Origin of the sequence: Escherichia sp. B1147 (assembly GCF_001660175.1) — a bacterium.
Lineage (GTDB): Bacteria > Pseudomonadota > Gammaproteobacteria > Enterobacterales > Enterobacteriaceae > Escherichia > Escherichia whittamii.
Genome location: NZ_LFHY01000013.1, coordinates 264,925 through 284,901, shown reverse-complemented (window position 1 = coordinate 284,901; position 19,977 = coordinate 264,925). Strand labels below are relative to the sequence as shown.

General features: G+C 50.1%; 21 protein-coding genes and 1 pseudogene. 6 read left to right on the top strand and 16 right to left on the bottom strand.

The features are described from left to right. Window positions 1-37 precede the first annotated feature (37 nt). Genes A9180_RS14240 through fliF form a run of 6 tightly spaced genes read right to left on the bottom strand, consistent with a single transcriptional unit; the run spans window position 38 to window position 6,322 of the window. Window positions 38-1,165: a flagellar hook-length control protein FliK gene (locus A9180_RS14240; protein WP_064529339.1), complete on the bottom strand. Its 1,128-nt coding sequence runs from the start codon at window positions 1,163-1,165 to the stop codon at window positions 38-40. Further along, complete coding sequence (gene fliJ / locus A9180_RS14235; protein WP_064529338.1) at window positions 1,162-1,605, bottom strand: flagellar export protein FliJ; 444 nt, start codon at window positions 1,603-1,605, stop codon at window positions 1,162-1,164. The genes A9180_RS14240 and fliJ overlap by 4 nt, the downstream gene beginning before the upstream one ends. Window positions 1,606-1,626: 21 nt before the next feature. After that, window positions 1,627-2,997 carry a flagellar protein export ATPase FliI gene (gene fliI / locus A9180_RS14230; RefSeq protein WP_064529337.1) on the bottom strand — a complete coding sequence of 457 codons (1,371 nt, stop codon included), beginning with the start codon at window positions 2,995-2,997 and terminating at the stop codon, window positions 1,627-1,629. Next, on the bottom strand, window positions 2,997-3,683 hold the full coding sequence (gene fliH / locus A9180_RS14225) for a flagellar assembly protein FliH (RefSeq protein ID WP_064529336.1): 687 nt from the start codon (window positions 3,681-3,683) through the stop codon (window positions 2,997-2,999). Before fliH ends, fliI begins: the two co-directional genes overlap by 1 nt. Beyond that, the gene (fliG, locus tag A9180_RS14220) at window positions 3,676-4,671 is read right to left on the bottom strand and encodes a flagellar motor switch protein FliG (RefSeq protein WP_032184453.1); all 996 of its coding nucleotides are present in this window, start codon (window positions 4,669-4,671) and stop codon (window positions 3,676-3,678) included. The genes fliH and fliG overlap by 8 nt, the downstream gene beginning before the upstream one ends. Next, window positions 4,664-6,322 carry a flagellar basal-body MS-ring/collar protein FliF gene (gene fliF, locus A9180_RS14215; protein WP_064529335.1) on the bottom strand — a complete coding sequence of 553 codons (1,659 nt, stop codon included), beginning with the start codon at window positions 6,320-6,322 and terminating at the stop codon, window positions 4,664-4,666. Before fliF ends, fliG begins: the two co-directional genes overlap by 8 nt. Before the next feature lie 214 nt (window positions 6,323-6,536). Here fliF and fliE point away from each other — a divergent pair, with 214 nt between their 5' ends. Then, complete coding sequence (fliE, locus tag A9180_RS14210) at window positions 6,537-6,851, top strand: flagellar hook-basal body complex protein FliE (protein WP_064529334.1); 315 nt, start codon at window positions 6,537-6,539, stop codon at window positions 6,849-6,851. Window positions 6,852-7,051: 200 nt separating this feature from the next. Here fliE and A9180_RS14205 read toward each other — a convergent pair whose 3' ends face one another. The 5 genes from A9180_RS14205 to yedE form a co-directional block, all read right to left on the bottom strand. Next, the gene (locus A9180_RS14205; RefSeq protein WP_064529333.1) at window positions 7,052-7,726 is read right to left on the bottom strand and encodes a hypothetical protein; all 675 of its coding nucleotides are present in this window, start codon (window positions 7,724-7,726) and stop codon (window positions 7,052-7,054) included. Window positions 7,727-8,468: 742 nt separating this feature from the next. Then, the gene (pliG, locus tag A9180_RS14200) at window positions 8,469-8,870 is read right to left on the bottom strand and encodes a g-type lysoyme inhibitor PliG (protein WP_064529332.1); all 402 of its coding nucleotides are present in this window, start codon (window positions 8,868-8,870) and stop codon (window positions 8,469-8,471) included. Window positions 8,871-9,067: 197 nt separating this feature from the next. Then, on the bottom strand, window positions 9,068-9,472 hold the full coding sequence (locus A9180_RS14195) for a DUF1398 domain-containing protein (RefSeq protein WP_064529331.1): 405 nt from the start codon (window positions 9,470-9,472) through the stop codon (window positions 9,068-9,070). Window positions 9,473-9,661: 189 nt separating this feature from the next. Further along, entirely contained in the window at window positions 9,662-9,895 is a 234-nt protein-coding gene (gene yedF, locus A9180_RS14190; RefSeq protein ID WP_000790504.1) for a sulfurtransferase-like selenium metabolism protein YedF, read from the bottom strand. Beyond that, a complete protein-coding gene (yedE, locus tag A9180_RS14185) occupies window positions 9,892-11,097 on the bottom strand; it encodes a selenium metabolism membrane protein YedE/FdhT (RefSeq protein ID WP_064529330.1) in 1,206 nt (401 codons plus the stop codon). The genes yedF and yedE overlap by 4 nt, the downstream gene beginning before the upstream one ends. A 185-nt stretch (window positions 11,098-11,282) precedes the next feature. Between yedE and yedD the strand changes: the two genes are divergently transcribed. After that, a complete protein-coding gene (gene yedD, locus A9180_RS14180; RefSeq protein WP_064529329.1) occupies window positions 11,283-11,696 on the top strand; it encodes a lipoprotein YedD in 414 nt (137 codons plus the stop codon). 120 nt (window positions 11,697-11,816) lie between these two features. Here the strand turns inward: yedD and amyA are convergent, their stop codons facing one another. The 4 genes from amyA to fliD form a co-directional block, all read right to left on the bottom strand. After that, window positions 11,817-13,304 (bottom strand): alpha-amylase, encoded by a 1,488-nt coding sequence (gene amyA, locus A9180_RS14175; RefSeq protein ID WP_064529328.1) that lies wholly within the window; start codon window positions 13,302-13,304, stop codon window positions 11,817-11,819. 70 nt (window positions 13,305-13,374) lie between these two features. Beyond that, a complete protein-coding gene (fliT, locus tag A9180_RS14170; protein WP_064529327.1) occupies window positions 13,375-13,773 on the bottom strand; it encodes a flagella biosynthesis regulatory protein FliT in 399 nt (132 codons plus the stop codon). Continuing rightward, window positions 13,773-14,183 (bottom strand): flagellar export chaperone FliS, encoded by a 411-nt coding sequence (gene fliS / locus A9180_RS14165; protein WP_064529326.1) that lies wholly within the window; start codon window positions 14,181-14,183, stop codon window positions 13,773-13,775. The genes fliT and fliS overlap by 1 nt, the downstream gene beginning before the upstream one ends. A 15-nt stretch (window positions 14,184-14,198) precedes the next feature. Further along, entirely contained in the window at window positions 14,199-15,614 is a 1,416-nt protein-coding gene (fliD, locus tag A9180_RS14160) for a flagellar filament capping protein FliD (protein WP_064529325.1), read from the bottom strand. 246 nt (window positions 15,615-15,860) lie between these two features. Between fliD and A9180_RS14155 the strand changes: the two genes are divergently transcribed. From A9180_RS14155 to tcyJ, 4 genes are all read left to right on the top strand, one after another. Beyond that, on the top strand, window positions 15,861-17,174 hold the full coding sequence (locus tag A9180_RS14155) for a FliC/FljB family flagellin (RefSeq protein WP_064529324.1): 1,314 nt from the start codon (window positions 15,861-15,863) through the stop codon (window positions 17,172-17,174). A gap of 316 nt (window positions 17,175-17,490) precedes the next feature. After that, window positions 17,491-18,210 (top strand): RNA polymerase sigma factor FliA, encoded by a 720-nt coding sequence (gene fliA, locus A9180_RS14150; protein WP_064529323.1) that lies wholly within the window; start codon window positions 17,491-17,493, stop codon window positions 18,208-18,210. A 45-nt stretch (window positions 18,211-18,255) separates the two neighbouring features. Next, entirely contained in the window at window positions 18,256-18,807 is a 552-nt protein-coding gene (fliZ, locus tag A9180_RS14145; RefSeq protein ID WP_064529370.1) for a flagella biosynthesis regulatory protein FliZ, read from the top strand. An 87-nt stretch (window positions 18,808-18,894) separates the two neighbouring features. Further along, window positions 18,895-19,695, top strand: coding sequence for a cystine ABC transporter substrate-binding protein (tcyJ, locus tag A9180_RS14140; protein ID WP_064529322.1), 801 nt, complete (start codon window positions 18,895-18,897; stop codon window positions 19,693-19,695). A gap of 21 nt (window positions 19,696-19,716) precedes the next feature. Here the strand turns inward: tcyJ and A9180_RS23205 are convergent. Continuing rightward, window positions 19,717-19,973 (bottom strand): annotated as a pseudogene (locus A9180_RS23205) (integrase core domain-containing protein); the annotation flags it as partial. Between the last annotated feature and the right edge of the window lie 4 nt (window positions 19,974-19,977).

Genomic DNA, 19,977 nt, shown 5'->3' with positions numbered 1-19,977 from the left:
CGGGGAAAAGACGCGGATTAAGGTGCTACATCTGACGTTAGGCGAAAATATCGACGCCGCTATGGCCAGATGAAACTCTCTGGAGAGTTGCGGGAACCGGCAATGCATCGTCATCCTCGGTTGTCAGATGTTCATGGCCAGATGTGCGTGGGCTTTGTTGTTGCTGGGAAGCAGGCTGCTGCTGACCGCTAAAACTTTCGCCGCTGATATTGCTCTGTCCCAACTGAATTCCGCTTTCTGCCAGTTGTGTGCGCAGTACCGGCAAAGCCGCTTCCAGAGCGGCGCGCACGTGCTGATGCGGTGAAACCATCTGAATTTGCGCCTGGTTGTCATCCACTTTGAGAGATATTTGTACTTCGCCTAAATCCTGTGGATGCAAACGCAGCTCGGCACTTTGCTGCCCCTGACGAGTAAACAGTGAAATATGTTGGCTTAATGACTGTTGCCATTCGTGAGAACCCAGCGGGGCGCTCAAAACAGGCGCGGCGACGCTGGGCAATGGCTGCGTCTGATGCGCAGTGATTAGCGGGCTGACGACGGTCGTAACAGGTGACGGCGTGCTGATGACTTCCGCTTTACCCTGGGCTTCAGCGACCAGCGGTGTTAATGACTGATCTGGCGCGCCAGGGGCGTCGTCAGGTTGTGCTGTCGCGAGTTGCGCGGTAGTCAGTTTTGTTGAGAGTGTTTGCTTCTGCGTCGGTAATGCTGTTGCAGGCGCATCAGTCACTTTGGGGGTATTGTCAAAACCGGGCAACATAGCAAAAAGGGCGCTCAGGCTGGCGACAGCATCTTCATTAAGGTCATCCGTTTTTTCGTCGGCGACCGTCTCCTTTTCTGGCATGGCGGCCTGCGTATTAATCAGAGCCGTCGCCAGCGGCGTTGTATCGGGTAGTACTGCGGTTATTTCAGTCAGCGTTTCGTCAGTAGCGATGAGTAAATCAGACGGCTGTACCCCGGGCAGAATTTCGTTGACGCGTTCTTTACCTTGCGCGTGTGGGGTATCCACTGCAACCTGAAGCAATGGCGAAGCTTTGCCTGGTGCTGTATCTCCTGCTAATGCCCCACTCAACAACGCAAGAAAATCCTGTGCCGTGTCGGTGGAGCTACTTCCGGACAGTGTGGATGTGTCAACGTCAGCGGTAATTAATGGCGCTAAACGAATCATTCAGTTTTCCTCATGGCGGCGCGCTGGGCGAACTCGTCCATCTTTTTCTGATCGAGGCGGTTTTCTGCTAACAGGGCCGCCGTGGATTGCCGTTCCTGGAGGGTCTGCCAGGCTTGCAAACGTTGTTTCTTTTCTCGCCAGCTGTTCAGGGCAATGTCAACTTTTTGCGTCCACTGATTAAGCTGCTGACGGTGCTGGGTAATGGCTTTTTCCAGCGTCTGAATGAACTGTTGATAGTTGATCCAGCGATTACTGGTCATGCCTGTACTCATATCGCTGTTCAGGTTGCTGCGATATTCGTTTTGATAATCGATCAGCATTTTGAGTTGTTCTTCCGCCTGCTGACATCCGCGACGCATTTCACCCAGCAGGCGGGCCGCATTTTCCACCTCTTTTTCTGCCAGATCTTTCAGGGTCGCCAGGGCGCCATGTTCTGCCATCTGTTGCTATCTCCTGCGTAATCACACCGTCGGGAAAATGCGCTCCAGCCCCTGAAGAGAATCTTCCCAGTCTGCGCGTTCGAAAATACCTTGTTGCAAATAGCCTTCCAGCTGTGGCCACAGGGCGATGGCTTTATCGAGCATCGGATCGCTGCCTTTGGCATAAGCGCCGACGCTGACCAGATCGCGGTTACGCTGAAAACTCGACAACAGCTGTTTGAACGTACGTACCCGTGCGTAATGTTGCTCGCTGATTAACGCCGTCATTGCACGGCTGATTGAGGCTTCAATATCAATCGCCGGATAATGCCCGGCTTCCGCCAGGCGGCGAGACAGCACGATGTGACCGTCGAGGATTGCACGCGCGGAATCAGCAATCGGATCTTGCTGGTCATCGCCTTCGGTGAGCACGGTATAAAACGCGGTAATCGAACCGCCGCCGCTAATGCCGTTACCGGCACGCTCGACCAGTGCTGGTAATTTGGCGAATACCGACGGCGGATAGCCTTTGGTGGCAGGCGGTTCGCCAATGGCTAGTGCAATCTCACGCTGGGCCATCGCGTAGCGGGTGAGGGAGTCCATAATCAGCAACACATGCTGGCCACGATCGCGAAAATCCTCGGCAATGCGCGTGGCATAGGCGGCACCTTGCATTCGCAGGAGCGGAGAAACATCAGCCGGAGCGGCTATCACTACTGAGCGCGCACGCCCTTCGGCGCCGAGAATATTTTCAATAAAATCTTTTACTTCTCGCCCACGTTCACCAATCAAACCAACGACAATCACATCGGCACGGGTGTAGCGTGCCATCATCCCCAGCAACACACTTTTACCGACGCCGGAACCGGCAAATAGCCCCATACGCTGCCCGCGCCCAACGGTAAGCAGGGCATTAATCGGACGCACGCCCGTATCCAGCACATGCTCGATCGGTGTACGTTGCAACGGGTTAAACGGCGGGGTAATCAGGGCGCCAGTTTCAGTCGTGTCGGGGGAGGGCAGACCATCGAGCGGTTTACCACTGCCGTCCAGAACACGGCCTAACAGCGCCGGACCGAGCGGTAACTGCTTACCGCTTTGTAGCCCGTCGCCGGAGATATTTTTGGCGTAAACGCGCGCGCCGGGCAGTACGCCTTCCACTTCCTCCAGCGGCATCAAAAACAGCCGTTGACCGTTAAAGCCAACCACTTCGCTTTCTACTTCGTGCGTTTCAGTGCCGTTATGGCGTTCAATGACACAGGTTGCGCCGAGCGGCAGTTGCAATCCGGTGGCTTCCAGCACCAGCCCGGTGGCGCGGGTTAATCGCCCGTAGCGGCGCACCGCGGGCAGTTGCGCCATTTTGGCTTCAAAATTATCCAGCGAGGTTAGCCAACGTGTCAGGCGAGTGGTCATCACACCACTCCTGGTGCTGCCAGACGGCAGAGTTCTTGCCAGCGGGTGGCGACGCTGGCGTCGAGATCACCTTCATCGGCGGAGACTTTACAGCCGCCGGGATGCAGGGTCGGGTCGCCGCGCAAGCGCCAGCCATGCAAACTTAACGTTGCGCCAAGCATCTCATCAACACGTTGTAGATCATCGGGATGCACGCGTAGCTGCGGTTTGCCGCTGAATAACGGTTCTTGCTGCAACAACTGTCGGATCTGCTTAATCAGCGCCGAGTTGTCTACCGTTGGCGTCTGGCCGATCACCTGGCGCGCCGCCTCCAGCGCCATCTGCATCAGGCGTGAAGCAATCACGCTATCCAGCGCGTCAAGGGTGGTCTGAAACTCGCTGACCAGTTGCTGCATCCGGGCATAAATCGGCGCTTGCTGAGATTTTGCCTGTGCCAGTCCTTGTTCCAGTCCCTGGGCCAGACCTTCCTGATAGCCTTGTTCATGGCCTTGCTGGCGACCTTCGGCAATGCCCGCCTGATAACCTTGCTCGTGGGCCTGCATTCGCAATTGCGCCAGTTGTTGCTCAAGGCTGGGTTCGGCCTCTTCAGTGACGGCTTCTTCTGGCTCCATTAGCGGCACAAACTCCGCCTGTGGTGGCGCAAGATCGTCTGGTGTCCAGGTTTTCCACGGCAGATTATCAGACATAGGTATCCTCGCCGCTGCCAATCACCATCTCGCCGGTTTCGGCAAGACGGCGCACAATCAGCAGAATCGCTTTCTGCTCGTTCTCCACCTGCGACAGACGTACCGGACCACGGTTGGCGAGATCGTCGCGCAGAATATCTGCGGCACGTTGCGACATATTGCGCAGGAATTTCTCGCGCAGTGGTTGTTCGGCACCTTTCAGCGCGATCAGCAGCGATTCGGAATCCACTTCCTGCAACAGCCGCTGGATGCTGCGATCGTCGACATCCACCAGATTTTCGAACAGGAACATCTCGTCGATAATTTTCTGCGCCAGCTCGCCGTCAAATTCACGCACGGCGGTAATAACCGCTTCTTCCTGCTGAGTTTTCATCAGGTTGATAATTTCGGCCGCCGTTCTCACGCCGCCCATTTTGCTGCGTTTGAGATTCTGGCCATCAAGCAGTCCATTCAGCACTTCTGTCAGTTCAGCCAGCGCGGCAGGCTGTACGCCGCCAAAGGTAGCGATACGCAACATCACGTCGTGGCGCAGACGTTCATCGAACAACGCCAGAATATCGGCGGCCTGGGCGCGCTTCAGATGCACCAGAATGGTGGCGATAATCTGCGGATGCTCATCGCGAATCAGATCGGCGGCGCTCTGCGGCTCCATAAAGTTGAGCGTTTCAATACCGCTGGCGGTATCGCGGGTTTCGAGAATATCTTCCAGCAGGCTGGCGGCACGCTCTTCGCCCAGCGCTTTGACCAGCACTGAACGCAGATAATCATTGGCGTTGATATTCAGCGCAGCAAACTGTTCGGCTTCTTGTTCAAACTCTGCCAGTACTTCAGTTAACTGCTTGTTGGAGATCTGCGAGACGTTCGCCATTGCCGCGCTCAAGGTTTGCACTTCTCGTTGGGACAGGTGCTTGAATACCTCTGCCGCCCGGTCTTCGCCAATGGTCATCAACAGAATGACGCTTTTATCGGTGCCTGTCAGGTTACTCATGATCGTTATTTATCCACTGGCGAATGACCAGCGCCACTACGCGCGGATCGTTATCAGACATGTCGCGGATGCGCTGGCTCATTACCTCAGCCCCCAGACGTTGGTTAGCGCGACGTTGTTGCAGTTGTTCGTCTTTACTCAGGCGTACTTCCACTGCATCTTCCGTCTCCTGACGAGTTTGTGTCTGTTGCTGAACGGCTTTCACCGCCTCGGCGCGGCGGGTTAATTGCGGACGCACCGCTTTACGCCACAGCAGCCACGCCACCAGTATCACCAGCAACCAGCGCCCGGCAGCCAGTAACTGATCGATAAACGCTTGTTGTTGCCAGAACGGCAGTTCTCCACCGCTTTCATCACCACTAGTAAACGACGAGTTGACGACATTGAGCGAATCACCGCGTTTTTCCGAAAAACCCATTGCCTCGCGGGTCAGATCTTCAATTTGTTTCATCTGTTCGGCGCTCAGTGGCAACGGTTTGCCATCCGGCAGCGTTTTGTAATTCACCACTACCGCGACAGACAGACGTTGCACGTCGCCGACGTTCATTTTGGTATGACGAATGGTGCGATCGACTTCGTAGTTGCTGGTTTCATTACGCTGTGTGCTGCGCGGCCCACTATTGCTGGTGGTGCTCGTCTGTTGTTGGCGGTTGTTTTGATTTGCCGGAGGCGTACTAATCGGCGCGTTGTTTGCTGGCGCGGGCTGATTAGACAATGCGCCCGGCACGCCGCCCGGATAACCGGAACCGTTCTGCTCGCTTTCATTCAGTTGACGGGAACGAAGCGCCGCCTGTGATTCATTGCCATTAGGACGATACTGCTCTTCTGTTTGCTCTTTACTGGCGAAATCCAGCTGCGCCGTGACTTGCGCATGAATATTACCGTTGCCGACAATAGGCGACAGAATTGCTTCAATACGACGCTGAATCCGGCCTTCAACATCGCTGGTATATTTCAACTGAACATCATTGAGATCACGCCCGCTGGTGTTGGACTGGGTTAACAGATGTCCCCCCTGATCCACCAGAGTGACGTTTCCTGGCGGTAGACCGGCAACCGCACTGGAAACCAGATGCACAATGGCGCTAATTTGCCCTTCATCCAGCGCACGTCCTGGCAATAAATTCACTGTCACCGACGCGGAAGGGGATTTTTGTTCACGGACAAATAAAGACGGTTTCGGCATCGCCAGATGCACGCGCGCCCCTTTTACCGGGCCGATGGTTTCGATAGTACGAGAAAGTTCGCCTTCCAGCGCTCGCTGATAATTCACCTGTTCGCTGAACTGGCTGATACCAAACTTTTCCTGATCGAGCAGCTCAAAGCCGACCGCTCCGCCTTTAGGCAAGCCTTGCTGCGCCAGACGCAAACGCAATTCGTGAACCTTATCCGCCGGAACTTCAATCGCGCCACTGGCTTCACTAAAGCGGTAAGGGATATTCATCTGCGTCAGTTGGCTGACGATCGCGCCGCCATCCTGATCGGAAAGGTTGCTGAACAACGTGCGGTAATCGGGGGCTTTTGCCCATAGAATTAACGCGACGAGCACTGCCACCGCAGCGGAACCAGCAACAATCAAAGGGATTCTCGGATTCGCGCGTAGGCGATTAAGCCACTCAAGAGATTTTGTCTGGGCTGCAGTCGTATTCATCGCGCACCTCGCGGCAGATGAAAGACGGCGTTATTGGCAAAGTGGAACAAGACGCACTCCCGGGTCAGCACACTCGAAAAATTAACGGCCTCATTATTTGTGGTTTTGTTTTTTTCTATGCGCCAATTAACCCGGTTTTTTATCGTTATTTAACGCCTTTATCTTATTGACTTGCTGTTAATCTCTGCTACCAGAAATGATCCAGGAGATGAATATGTCAGCCATACAGGGGATTGAAGGGGTTATCAGCCAGTTACAGGCTACGGTGATGAGTGCCCGTGCACAGGAATCACTACCACAACCTGGCATCAGTTTTGCCGGACAACTTCATGCCGCGCTCGATCGTATAAGTGATACGCAAACCGCCGCCCGCACCCAGGCAGAAAAATTCACCCTCGGCGAACCCGGCGTGGCGCTAAACGATGTGATGACCGATATGCAAAAAGCTTCAGTTTCAATGCAAATGGGGATTCAGGTGCGTAATAAGCTGGTGGCGGCGTACCAGGAAATGATGTCCATGCAGGTGTAGGTTTTGTAGCCTGTTGACTATGCTCATTCCGTGACGAACTCCCGTATAAACAGCCAACAACCATTTATTTCTAAACTTCATACACATAGCGAATAAAAATGAAAACCACCGCTAAACGGGTGGTTTTGCTTACGTGAAATTTGACAATTTCAGTGAATGTTTACTCTGCAATAATGCAAATGACAGTGGGCAAAAAAGCTCTAACGACCGAGGGATTCACCGTAGAATGCAACTGCCTGAGCGTTAAGTAAGTGAGTCATAATCTGTACGAATCCAAAATTTTCCAGCCAATAATAAAGATTATTTTCTTTATCAAAAGTGTAAATACAACAATCATCGTGGATCGTTGTATTTACTTTCCATCCACCATGACCTACGTTGCCCCATTCCTGGTAAAGCCCTGCGTTAACTTCTCGATTGATAATATGGGTTTCATCAATACAATAAGCGCCACTATCGACATCAAGCGGTGCCGGAAATTGTCCGCCCATGCTTTCAATCCACGGTGAAATGTCTTTAACTGAATTATAAATCTCAGCGCTGTATTTAAAAAAACGTTTCACGATAAAAATATAAATGCCAGCAGGTTTATTCGTTATTATATCAGTGGCGAAAATAACAAAAATTTTCCCAATGCACGTTTCATCTACGTCAGGAAAGGTTACTGTGCCATCTTGACTAATAGCCAGAATATCATCATCTGCATTAGTGCTACAGCTCCATTTCACCTTGTCATTATTTGCAGGGTCATTATCAATGACCATCTTGAAGGTAGCGCCAGGGAACAAGCTGTTAGGAAAGCAGTAACCACTCTCCATGTCATTTTTAATATCGTAGATATGGTCATCAACTAAAACACCTGTAATTTTGCTCATCGTTAAATCCTTGTTATTAATTAAATAAATGGTTTTATTCCTGTGCAAAGGAATATGAGGATGTTAATGCAATGAATGAATGGTTGTTATTATTTGGGTGTTATATAGTGGCATGAAAATGATTATGTGATATCTCTGAGTAGTGGAACCAGGCTGGTATGATTCGTTTTTGAGAATTGCTTATGTCAAGCGGTGCTGTTCATTATCCCCATTGTCAGACTTTTCTGCTTTGATTTAATACAAATCATCACTGGATTATCTGTTTTCTCGGCAGTTATTTAATTAATTAGATACTATGAGGTATTATTGAATTTCATCTTAAATTGATTATCCATAATCAACCAGCCATCATGTCACCGGAGCCTTAACATCTCACGGTTGGCATCGGCATTGCACAAACCAGGACGCTGACTAAACTCGCCAATCATGCGCCAAAACAGCGTTTGAAAGCGTGAAGGCAAAGTTCGTAAGTTAGCGATGGGCTAGATAGTAAAAAGAAACGCGGCTGTCGGATTGGAGCCGCGGGACAAGGTCAAAAATTTCCATGATTTGTTGAATTTCCAAGTTTTTTGGAAGCAGATGTATCTTACTAACAACTAAAAAAGGTTTAAACTATAAAATTAATCGTATTTTTAGGTAATTCTTACCGACATATCCTCACGGCATTCACGATTAAAGCAGCACTGACAATCATCCTCAGATACTGGAAAGTAATGACGGGGATAGCCCCGTCGCTCTCTGTTTACTTAATCTGTATGTTGACGCTGTATTTTTTAGCCTTGTTTTTACGAGCGTCATTACGAGTTTGAAGTACTCTTAGCTCATATTTACCGGAAGCGGGAAGGATGTACTGACCATTGTCATCAAGTTCGGGAGAGTATCTGGAGAGATCAACCGAATTGCTGATTCCAGGCCCGAAGAGGACAATATCAGCATCCTCACTGGAGATGCTGACGTGTACTTTCTGGTCTTTTTTGGCATAGAAATTATATGTGTCGTAATCGTATCCCTTTATCTCTCCTGAGTACTGTGCACTACTATGATCCTTCCTGAACTCAACATTAACGTCCTTGCCAGCAGCAGATGCCGTTGAGGTTAGCAGTGCAAAAAGAAAAATGGCTTTACCTATACCATTGATTTTCATGTGTGTTTTCCTCAGTCATGGTAAAACTGTTTGTTGTTATAATATAACAATTTTTGGCAGGTATTTTCCATGAACCTCCCGCAGGAGGCTCATGGAACGGGAGTGGCGTCAGGGAAGAGTAAATCAAGCCAGAGATAATCTGACAGATACCTGTATAAATAACAGATAACTGTCAGATCTGGGATGAGCTAATACATCTAAATTAAGGGCTTATTGTTTTCAACATCTTCAATATATAAGAGTGTGTTATCGATAGAATAGTAACGCCGCTTATTATCACAAACGTCAGTAACCCACCGAAAAACGCCAGCATTTGCAAGCGTTATACAGTATTCCCGAAATGTAGACTGCCTTGAAATGTGAGTTCGGGCTGCTTTTTTTACTTGCTCAGGATCCTTGGTGGTACTGACTTTTAATAGACTTCTGCTTCCTCTTATTAACAAAACATTGTCATCGTGTGTGACGATCCTGATGTTATCTGTGGCAAGATAGTAAATATAATGCGCAATATGATGACGTTTTAACTCAGTATAAAACCAGGAAAAATTTAGCTCCGTTCTCACTTGCTCAAACATCTTTTGAAAAATAGCAACCTGATCCATCAGGGAAATAATCTCTCGTCAGTTGTGAGGGATAGTAGTTTGCATGATCGGTGTTATTCCTTCAATCTGGTCCGATCACTTAATGCTGTGTCTGTGTGAATCAATGATAATCCAACTGTGGTACAGAAAATAGACAACGGAGTATTCGTAGCAAGTGACTCCCGCTGCCTGAAACAGCGGGAGAAAAGATTACTTCTGAATTAAATAACGAATGGTCGGCCCGTCTTGTTGAATGTCCAGTACCGTGTAGCCGTGATTACGCGCATCCAGTGGAATATTGTTAATCGACTGTGGACAATCGCTGACCACTTCGAGGATCTCGCCTTTTTTTAACTGCGGCATCGCCTCAAGGGTAGCGACCGCCGGGTAAGGGCAGGGTTCACCCACCATATCAAGGCGGTAATCAGGAACGATATTTTTCATGCGATCTCCTTAACTGTCTGTAGCGCGGCACGGCGGAAGAAGCGTTTCTCCCAGCCGATAATCAACATTAATGCAGCGAACAGCAGCAAATATGTCACCAGCAGCCCGCCCATTGGACCAAAGGTTTTCAGCAGGTTGATTTTGTCCCAGTCGGTTGCCAGTGCCGGGGCGAAATCATCCCAGTAATACGCCAGAATCGTGGAGCCGATAACATTGCCCAGGCCGACCCACCAGTAGTGTACCTGGCCTTCCACCGCGCGGTACATCCAGCCCGTTTCGCAGCCGCCCGCCAGCACAATACCAAAACCAAACAATAATCCGCCAATTACTGCGTTCGGACCCGCCCACATGATTTTAGGTTCTACGCCCAACTGTACGTAACTGAAAATCCCGATGGCGCTTACCGCCATACCGATAATGATCGCTTTCGCCATGTGAGTACGTCCGGTGATCCACATGTCGCGGAACGCGGAAGTGAAGCAGATTTGCGCGCGTTCAATAAGTAAGCCAAAGCCGACGCCAAATAACATTGCCAGCCCCAGTTTCGGTTGGTTCATCGCCGTCAGCAGCGCCCAGCCCAGCATGCCGAAAAAGACCAGCATCCCGAGACGAAAACGGCGCCGCGCCTGATCCGGTTTTTGCGTCAGCGGTGAGGCGGCAGAGACTTTCTGCATTTTTACGGGGATACGAAAGACAGGCAGCAGGGTAAAGCGCGCACCAAACCATGAGCCGATGGCGGTGGCGATGGCAAAAAACCAGGCGTGCAGCGAGAACTGCGGAATGCCAGTAAAGAACGCCGCCAGGTTACAGCCCATCGCCAGACGCGCACCAAAACCAGCAATAATCCCGCCAATAATGGCCTGCATAATGCGGATACGGCTACGCGGCATGCGCAGTTTGACGTTGTTGGCCCATAATGCTGCGGCAAAACAGCCGCCGAACATACCGAGAATCATCATCCCGTCAATGCGGGTTAATGGCGATCCTTCCAGATGGATAATTTTAAAATACCCCCACTCTTCAGCATGGACGCCAAACAGTTGTAGGAGCTGACCGCCCCAGCGGGTAAATTCACCCGTAACTGCCCAAAAGGTGCCGGTAATGCCAAAATAGTAAGTGGAGAGAATACCCGCCGCGATGACCGCAGGGATTGGCGCCCAGAATTTAATCAACCAGGCTTGTTTGAATTGCTGCCATGACATGTATGTAGCCTCTGAACTCAGAAGGTTTAAACAAGAGTCGCGAATCATACATCAGGAGAATTTATTTGCGTGGCAATAATTCACAAAAATAATAGTTAGATCAAATTTCTCTTTGGGCCTGGAAAGGCTGGCAGCGTCAGGGCTTTAATGCCACAATCCACTTTTCTTCTCATGCAGGACGAATGATGAAAAAACTCGCAATTGCAGGCGCACTCATGTTGCTGGCGGGCTGTGCCGAAGTCGAAAACTATAATAATGTTGTAAAAACCCCTGCGCCAGACTGGCTGGCAGGGTACTGGCAGACCAAAGGGCCACAACGTGCGCTGGTCAGTCCGGAAGCGATTGGTAGCCTGATTGTCACTAAAGAGGGTGATACCCTGGATTGCCGCCAATGGCAGCGCGTGATTGCGTTGCCGGGTAAGCTGACGCTGATGTCTGACTCTCTCACTAACGTTACTGTGAAACGTGAGTTGTACGAGATTGAACGTGACGGTAACACCATTGAGTATGATGGCATGACGATGGAACGCGTGGCTCGCCCCACGGCAGAGTGTGCCGCTGCGCTGGAAAAAGCGCCGCTACCTACGCCGTTGCCGTAATGAAATCCCCCTGGAGTTGGGGGATTTGTATGTCAAAAAAAGTGCCCGATGCGCACGCTTATCGGGCCTGGAACTGTAACGAACCCGCAATAACGATGAGTGTATTGTCAGCAATCGGTTTTAGATCACCTCTTCGATAACCCAAACGCTGACGCTGCCGCCGTCGCAAAAGAAAGTCGCTTCGCCATTTTCATCGGTCACTACGCTCTCCTGTCGATTACCGAGGAAATCGCGCCAGGTTTTATTGCCGTAGTTCTCCCCCAGATTAATGGTCTTTTCGCCATCGTCGCCGTTCGACATAACCACAACGCAGCCAGGATATTCATCGGTGCCACTGCGACTAAAGGCAATGCAGTTCGGATGATCGAAAAATAACGTCTGTACACCGTGGGCAAAACGCTGGCGGGCGAGGATTAACTCATCAAGCTGTTCGATTATTGGCATATCTATCGGATAGGTTTGTCCGTCACCGCCGACATCTTCGTAATGAGCCCCGTACAGATCAGGGTAAAACACCGAAGGCACGCCATTTTCCCGTAGCAAAATAAGGGCATATGCCAGCGGCTTAAACCACGGCTCCACCGGGGCTTCAAGGGCTTGTAACGGTTGGGTGTCGTGGTTGGCGACCAGCGTCACGGCGTGGAAAGGATCGACTTCAACCAATGTGCCGCTAAAAATCTCAGTCATATCATAATCACGCCCCATACGAGACGCTTCGTGGAATTTCATCTGCAGCGGTGCATCAAACAGCATGGTTTTACCTTCCACCTGATCAATATACGTTTGCAGTTTCTCGACCTCGCGCGACCAGTATTCCGCCACAATAAATAGTGGTTTCGGCGCAACTTCTTGTACATGCTCGATCCACTCTTTGTAAAACCACGCCGGAATATGTTTTACCGCATCGAGACGAAAGCCATCGCACTGCGTTTGCTCCATCACCCAGCGCGCCCAGTATTTGAGTTCTTCGGTGACGGCATGGTTACGAAAATCGATATTTTCGCCCATCAGATAATCGAAATTGCCTAATTCATCATCAACCTGATCATTCCAGCCTTCGCCAGTGTAATCGTTGACGATTTTAAAGATGCCATCTTCATGCGGGTTTTCGATATGGTCGATACCGCTAAAGCATTTGAAATCCCAGATAAACTGCGAGTATTGCCCGGCACGAGCGGGAAAGGTGTAACGCGTCCAGCCTTCGCACTCAATGATTTCATCATCAATTTGCGTACGATCGTCAGCATTGACGCGCTGGACGCGAATGGCTTCTTTTTCATCTGCGCCCATTTTGTGGTTGACGACCACGTCCAGCAGTACCGCAATGTCATTGCGTTTAAGCGCGTCGATGGCCGCCAGCAATTGCGCTTTATCACCATATTTCGTAGCGACAGTGCCTTTTTGATCAAACTCGCCTAAATCAAATAAATCATAGGAGTCGTAGCCGACAGAATACCCGCCCGATGCGCCTTTATAGGCAGGCGGTAGCCAGACCATATTGATACCAATATCATTTAAACCGTCGGCGCGCTCGGCAAGCTCGGGCCAGAGCTTGCCGCCTTCAGGGTAATACCAGTGAAAGCATTGCAATAGCGTGGGATTACGCATTCTTCGACTCCACTCAAGGGGAACATTAGAAGCGTAGCCGTAATCAGGCTATTCGCGAGTAATCCAACCTTTATGCTTTGCCAAAATTCAGATGGGTAGAAAAATTGATGATATTCTCCTGCGGCGCCAGTACGTAGCCGCCCTGGTCACCGTAAGCACTTAATACGGATTTTTGCATCGATGACTGACCAACCAGCTTCGCAAGCTCATCCATCCTGACCTGCAATAACTGCTTAACGTTGCTTTCGTTGTCCAGGATGAGGCGCAGCATCGGTTTGAGTTGTTCCTGCATCCTGGCAGAGGGTGCCATCTCTTCCGTCAGGTGTGCGATTTGTTGCACCGCATTCACATAATCCATTTCGCTGGCGATGAGTTCATCCCATTGTCCTTCTGTCGCCAGGCGTAACATGAGCTGGCTTTTTTCGACAAGTTGTTGCCAGGCAAAATACAAGTGCGGTGCATGGTTCATCAGACAGGGTCCTGAATCAAAGAAGGGGAGAGTAAAGTCTCTTTCCAGGCATCGGCAATATTGCGCATCAATGTTTCCACTTCTTCGACTGCGGAGACATCGTTACGCAAATTCGCTTGCAGCAAACGCCTGACCATATAGCTATAGAGCGCAATTAAATTCTGAGTTAATTCATCCTGGCTTTCTTCTTCGAGGCTCACCTTCAGCCCATTTTCAATAATGTTGATGGCTTTCGATAAAGAAATGCCTTTGCCTTCCAGATTGTTGTCCTGCATAAACAGGCGTGCTCTTACCAGCGCACTCAACACGCCGTCAAATAGCATGGTAACCAGTTGCTGTTGACTGGCGCTCATCACGGCGCTCTCAACGCCAATTTGTGCATAGGCCTGCGTGCCTTTTGCGCTGTACATAGTCTCTCCTGAAAATTATTTCGAGCTGCTATTTGAGGTGTCGAATTGCTGTGTCAGATAGCTACTGGTGGAGTTAAGCGAGTTCATTAACACATCCAGTTGGGTGAATTGGGCTTTGTAGCGCGCCATTAATGTATCGATACGTTCACTGGCTGCGTTGTACTGATCGGTCAAATTGTTCAGTGTTTTGCTTACGCCATCTTTTGCAGCCTGAATTATCCCGGTGGAGGAGAGCCAACTGGTCAGGTTGCTGCTAATGCTGGTGGTTACGCCAGTGCTTTTACCGTCACCAATAAACATTTCACCCACGCCAGCGGCATCTTTCTTCAAGGCCGTTTGCAGTTTGTCGGTCGCTATTTCCAGTTTTCCGGTACTGGCGTCGGTGGTAATACCGATCTGTGCCAATGTTTTATAGGCCGAACTGCTGTGGGTATTGGCGAGCAAGGTTTTGAGCTGAGTCTGGATGGTACGCAGCGTGGAGTCACCGAGTAATGCGCCGTTGCTGGAGTCCTGACTTTCTGCTCCGGCATCGACTGCGGTGTATTTGGTTAAGCTGCTGAACGTATCCTGTAACGTGTTATAGGCATCCACCCACGCTTTAACCGCATTTTCAGCTTTGGATGTGTCTTTGCTGATGGTGAGGGTCTGATTACCGGTGGTGACGTCATTCAGGTTGAGAGTGATATCTTCCAGCGCGTCACTGATAGTGTTGCTGCTGTTTTCAATCTCAACGTTATTAACCGTAAGTTTGGCGTTCTGCGCGGTGACGCTTTCAATCATGCCATTGCTGCTGTCACCCGACGTTCCGTTGTAACCCATAAAACTTTGCAGGGCGCTGTCGCCGCTGACGCTTAGTTTCATGGCGTTATCGCTACCGGTATCATTGGCGGTGATAGACAAACGATACTCGCCGTTACCCACATTGATGATACTGGCGCTGACACCGGCTTTGGCGTTGTTAATTGCATCGCGGATGCCAGAGAGTGACGAGTTAGCCGCGCTGATGTCAATCGTGACGGGATCTTTTCCGCCGCCTTGCTGGATGGTCAGTACGCTATCGCTGGTGGCGATGGCGGCTTTGTTGTCTTTTTGGCTGTTTTGGGTAGTAAGCGTTTGAGCCTGTGCCAGTTGGCTGACACTAATGGTGTATTTTCCGGCAATCGCGCTGCCCGTGGTGGTGGCGCTAAAAGCCGAGGAACTGCTGGTGGTTGAGGTAGCGGTAAATAAGTCGGCTTTATTCAGTGCTGTGTTGGCGGTCTGAAAACTCTCCAGCGCGCTTTTCAGCGTCCCGTAGGCGCTCAGTTTCGCGGTGTACGAGCTTTGTTGTTTTGATATCGGCGTCAGGGTAGATTTTTCCGCCGCCTCAAGACTGTCGAGGATGCTGCTGAGATCCAGCCCCGACCCAACCCCGAGCGTTGAAATACTAGCCATATATATTCCTTAATCATGCGACATGTAGAACGAATACCGGGGTTATCGGCGAAAGCGGGGCAAAGTTTACGATTTATTTTTTTGCTTAATGACAAGAACAGCAACGAGGAAGGGGAGTATTTCGACGGCTAGAAAAAAATTCTAAAGGTTGTGAGTGACCAGACGATAACAGGGTTGACGGCGACGAAGCCGAAGGGTGGAAGCCCAATACTTAAACCGTAGAGCTAAAAAACAGGAATAAAAATTATGGCACAAGTCATTAACACCAACAGCCTCTCGCTGATCACTCAGAACAACATCAACAAAAACCAGTCAGCGCTGTCGACGTCTATCGAACGCCTGTCTTCTGGTCTGCGTATTAACAGCGCGAAAGATGACGCCGCTGGCCAGGCGATTGCTAACCGTTTCACCTCTAACATTAAAGGGCTGACTCAGGCCGCGCGTAACGCCAATGACGGTATTTCTCTGGCGCAGACCGCAGAAGGCGCACTGTCTGAAATCAACAACAACTTGCAGCGTGTGCGTGAGTTGACCGTTCAGGCGACGACCGGGACTAACTCTGATTCTGACCTGTCTTCTATTCAGGACGAAATCAAATCCCGTCTGGATGAAATTGACCGTGTTTCCGGTCAGACCCAGTTCAACGGCGTGAACGTGCTGGCGAAAGACGGTTCGATGAAGATTCAGGTTGGTGCCAATGACGGGCAGACCATCTCTATCGATTTGCAGAAAATTGATTCTTCAACGCTGGGATTGAATGGTTTCTCCGTTTCCAAAAATGCGCTGAATGTCGGTTCTTCAATTACTGAACTGACTGCGGCTAAAGGCGACGTAGTGGTGAATGTTGACCTGAAGACGGCAGCATCCACGCTGTCAGCCTCTCTAGGGACAACAGTTAATGCAGCCGATCTTTCCTTCCATAACGTACTGGATAAGGACGGCGTGCCGACTGCACAGTTCGTTGTTCAGTATGGTAGTGACAGTTATGCGGCATCCATTGACCACTCGAACGGCGAAGTATCGCTGAACAAAACGGATGTAAGCTACACGGATACTGATAATGGGCTGACCACGGCGGCTAAACAGGCTGACCAGTTAATTAAAGTCGCCACCGATGATATGGGTAATCCAGCCGCGTACGTCACCTTCCAGGGCAAGAATTTTGCAGTGACGGCAGCTGGTGCGTTAACGGATGATTCAACGAAAACCGCAGGGGCAAACAACGCGACGACCGTTGCGCTCTCCGGGGGCGCGAAGACCGATGAGTTTGTCGGCGCTTCTACCTCTGACCCACTGGCGCTGCTGGACAAAGCGATTGCTTCTGTCGACAAATTCCGCTCCTCCCTCGGTGCCGTACAAAACCGTCTGGATTCTGCGGTCACTAACCTGAACAACACTACCACCAACTTGTCTGAAGCGCAGTCCCGTATTCAGGACGCCGACTATGCGACCGAAGTGTCCAACATGTCGAAAGCGCAGATCATCCAGCAGGCGGGTAACTCCGTGTTGTCTAAAGCTAACCAGGTGCCGCAGCAAGTTCTGTCTCTGCTGCAGGGTTAATCGCCAAAACTGGACTAACCGATAATGACAGCCAACGCCAAATTGCCTGATGCGCTACGCTTATCAGGCCTACAAGGTGAATCGCAATTAATTAAATTTGCATATTCGTCCAGGCCGGAGAAGGCGTTTACGCCGTATCCGGCAAGATAAAGCGTACGTTGTCAGCTCCCTTAACCCCGCTCCCGCGGGGTTATTCTGCTCGTTATTTACCGATCACCCCAAATAACCACTTATTTCACCCATTAATCGTCCGATTAAAAAACCTGCAGAAACGGATAATTATGCCGATTACTTATATAACGCAGGGTTGTTTATCGTGAAATCACTCTATACCGCTGAAGGTGTAATGGATAAATACTCGCTGTGGCAGCGTTATATCCCGCTGGTGCGTCACGAAGCATTGCGCCTGCAGGTCCGACTGCCCGCGAGTGTAGAACTTGATGATCTGCTACAGGCAGGCGGCATTGGATTACTTAATGCCGTTGAACGTTATGACGCCCTGCAAGGAACGGCATTTACAACTTACGCAGTGCAGCGAATCCGTGGTGCTATGCTGGATGAACTTCGCAGCCGTGACTGGGTGCCACGTAGCGTGCGACGCAATGCGCGTGAAGTGGCGCAGGCAATGGGGCAACTGGAGCAGGAACTTGGCCGTAACGCCACAGAAACTGAGGTGGCAGAACGTTTAGGGATCGAAATCGCCGATTACCGACAAATGTTGCTTGATACTAATAACAGCCAACTCTTTTCCTACGATGAGTGGCGCGAAGAGCACGGCGATAGTATTGAACTGGTAAGTGACGATCATCAGCGGGAAAACCCGTTACAAAAATTACTGGAAAGTAATCTGCGTCAACGGGTGATGGAAGCCATCGAAATGTTGCCGGAGCGTGAACAGTTAGTATTAACGCTCTATTACCAGGAAGAGCTTAATCTCAAAGAGATTGGCGCGGTGCTGGAAGTTGGTGAATCGCGGGTCAGTCAGTTACACAGTCAGGCCATTAAACGGTTACGCACCAAGCTGGGTAAGTTATAACTTAGGTAAATGCCGCACATTAATTTTGAATACCAGGAGTTCTTAATAATGATGCAGCACCAGAAAAGGCGGCCATTGAGTCGCTATCTTAAAGACTTTAAACACAGTCAGACCCATTGCGCATTTTGCCGTAAACTACTTGATCGCATTACGCTGGTTCGCGACGGCAAAATATTGAATAAAATCGAGATTTCCCGTCTCGACACATTGCTTGATGAAAATGGCTGGCAGGAAGAACAAAAATCATGGTCCGCGTTGTGTCGTTTTTGCGGCGATTTACACTGCAAAACGCAGAGTGATTTTTTTGATATTATCGGCTTTAAGCAGTTTCTCTTTGATCATACTGAAATGAGCCCCGGTACTGTGCGCGAGTATGTGGTACGTCTGCGTCGTTTGGGTAATTATTTAAGCGAGCAAGATATTTCCACCGACCTGCTGCAGGATGGTTTTCTTGATGAAAACCTGGCGCCCTGGCTACCCACCACAAGCACCAATAATTACCGCATCGCATTACGTAAGTATCAGTGTTACCAGACGCAAACCCGCGGTGATCTTGCGCAGAATTCCCCCTGCCTGTCAGCTTCTGATATATATTAAATAAGAATAAGATGTAGCAGAGTTGTTTTTGTTTTTACAAACAATGGCTCTACACTGCAAACCAACAAAACAACATTCGGGGTGAATATGAAACTAGCACATCTGGGACATCAGGCGTTGATGGGTGTTATGGCCGTGGCGCTGGTTGCGGGTATGAGCGTGAAAAGTTTTGCCAACGAAGGCCTGCTCAATAAAGTAAAAGAGCGTGGCACGTTGCTGGTGGGACTGGAAGGGACTTACCCGCCGTTCAGCTTTCAGGGCGATGACGGCAAGTTGACTGGTTTTGAAGTGGAATTTGCCCAACAACTGGCAAAACATCTGGGCGTTGATGCCGAATTAAAACCGACCAAATGGGATGGGATGCTGGCGTCACTGGATTCTAAACGCATCGATGTGGTGATTAACCAGGTCACCATTTCTGATGAACGCAAGAAAAAATACGATTTTTCTACCCCTTACACCATTTCCGGTATTCAGGCGCTGGTGAAAAAAGGGAATGAAGGCACAATTAAAACCGCAGACGATCTGAAAGGTAAAAAAGTTGGCGTTGGTTTAGGCACTAACTATGAAGAGTGGCTGCGTCAGAATGTTCAGGGTGTTGATGTGCGCACCTATGATGATGACCCGACCAAGTACCAGGATCTGCGCGTAGGCCGTATTAATGCCATCCTGGTTGACCGTCTGGCGGCGCTGGATTTGGTGAAGAAAACCAATGATACACTGGCAGTAACTGGCGAAGCCTTCTCCCGCCAGGAGTCAGGTGTAGCGCTGCGTAAAGGTAACGAAGACTTGCTGAAAGCAGTCAACGATGCCATTGCAGAAATGCAAAAAGATGGAACCTTGCAAGCCCTTTCGGAAAAATGGTTTGGTGCTGATGTGACCAAATAATCAACGTATTGACGGGTCCTGCTATAAGTTGACAGTTTTCTGTCTGTAAAACGCCTGATGAACTTCATCGGGCGTTTTGTATTTCAGTGCCAGGTGTGGCCGCTCATGGTTATAAATGGCCTCGGTTTTTTTACTATTTCCCGGGCCAGCAGGACGCGAGAGTAAAAGCTCATTTTTCAGGAGCCCGTTTATTCGTTCAGCCAGCGCATTCTGGTCGCAGTCATAACCATCGGTTATTGCACAGTTATCCCGTTTCTCTCATGCACTGACTGATAAAGAGCT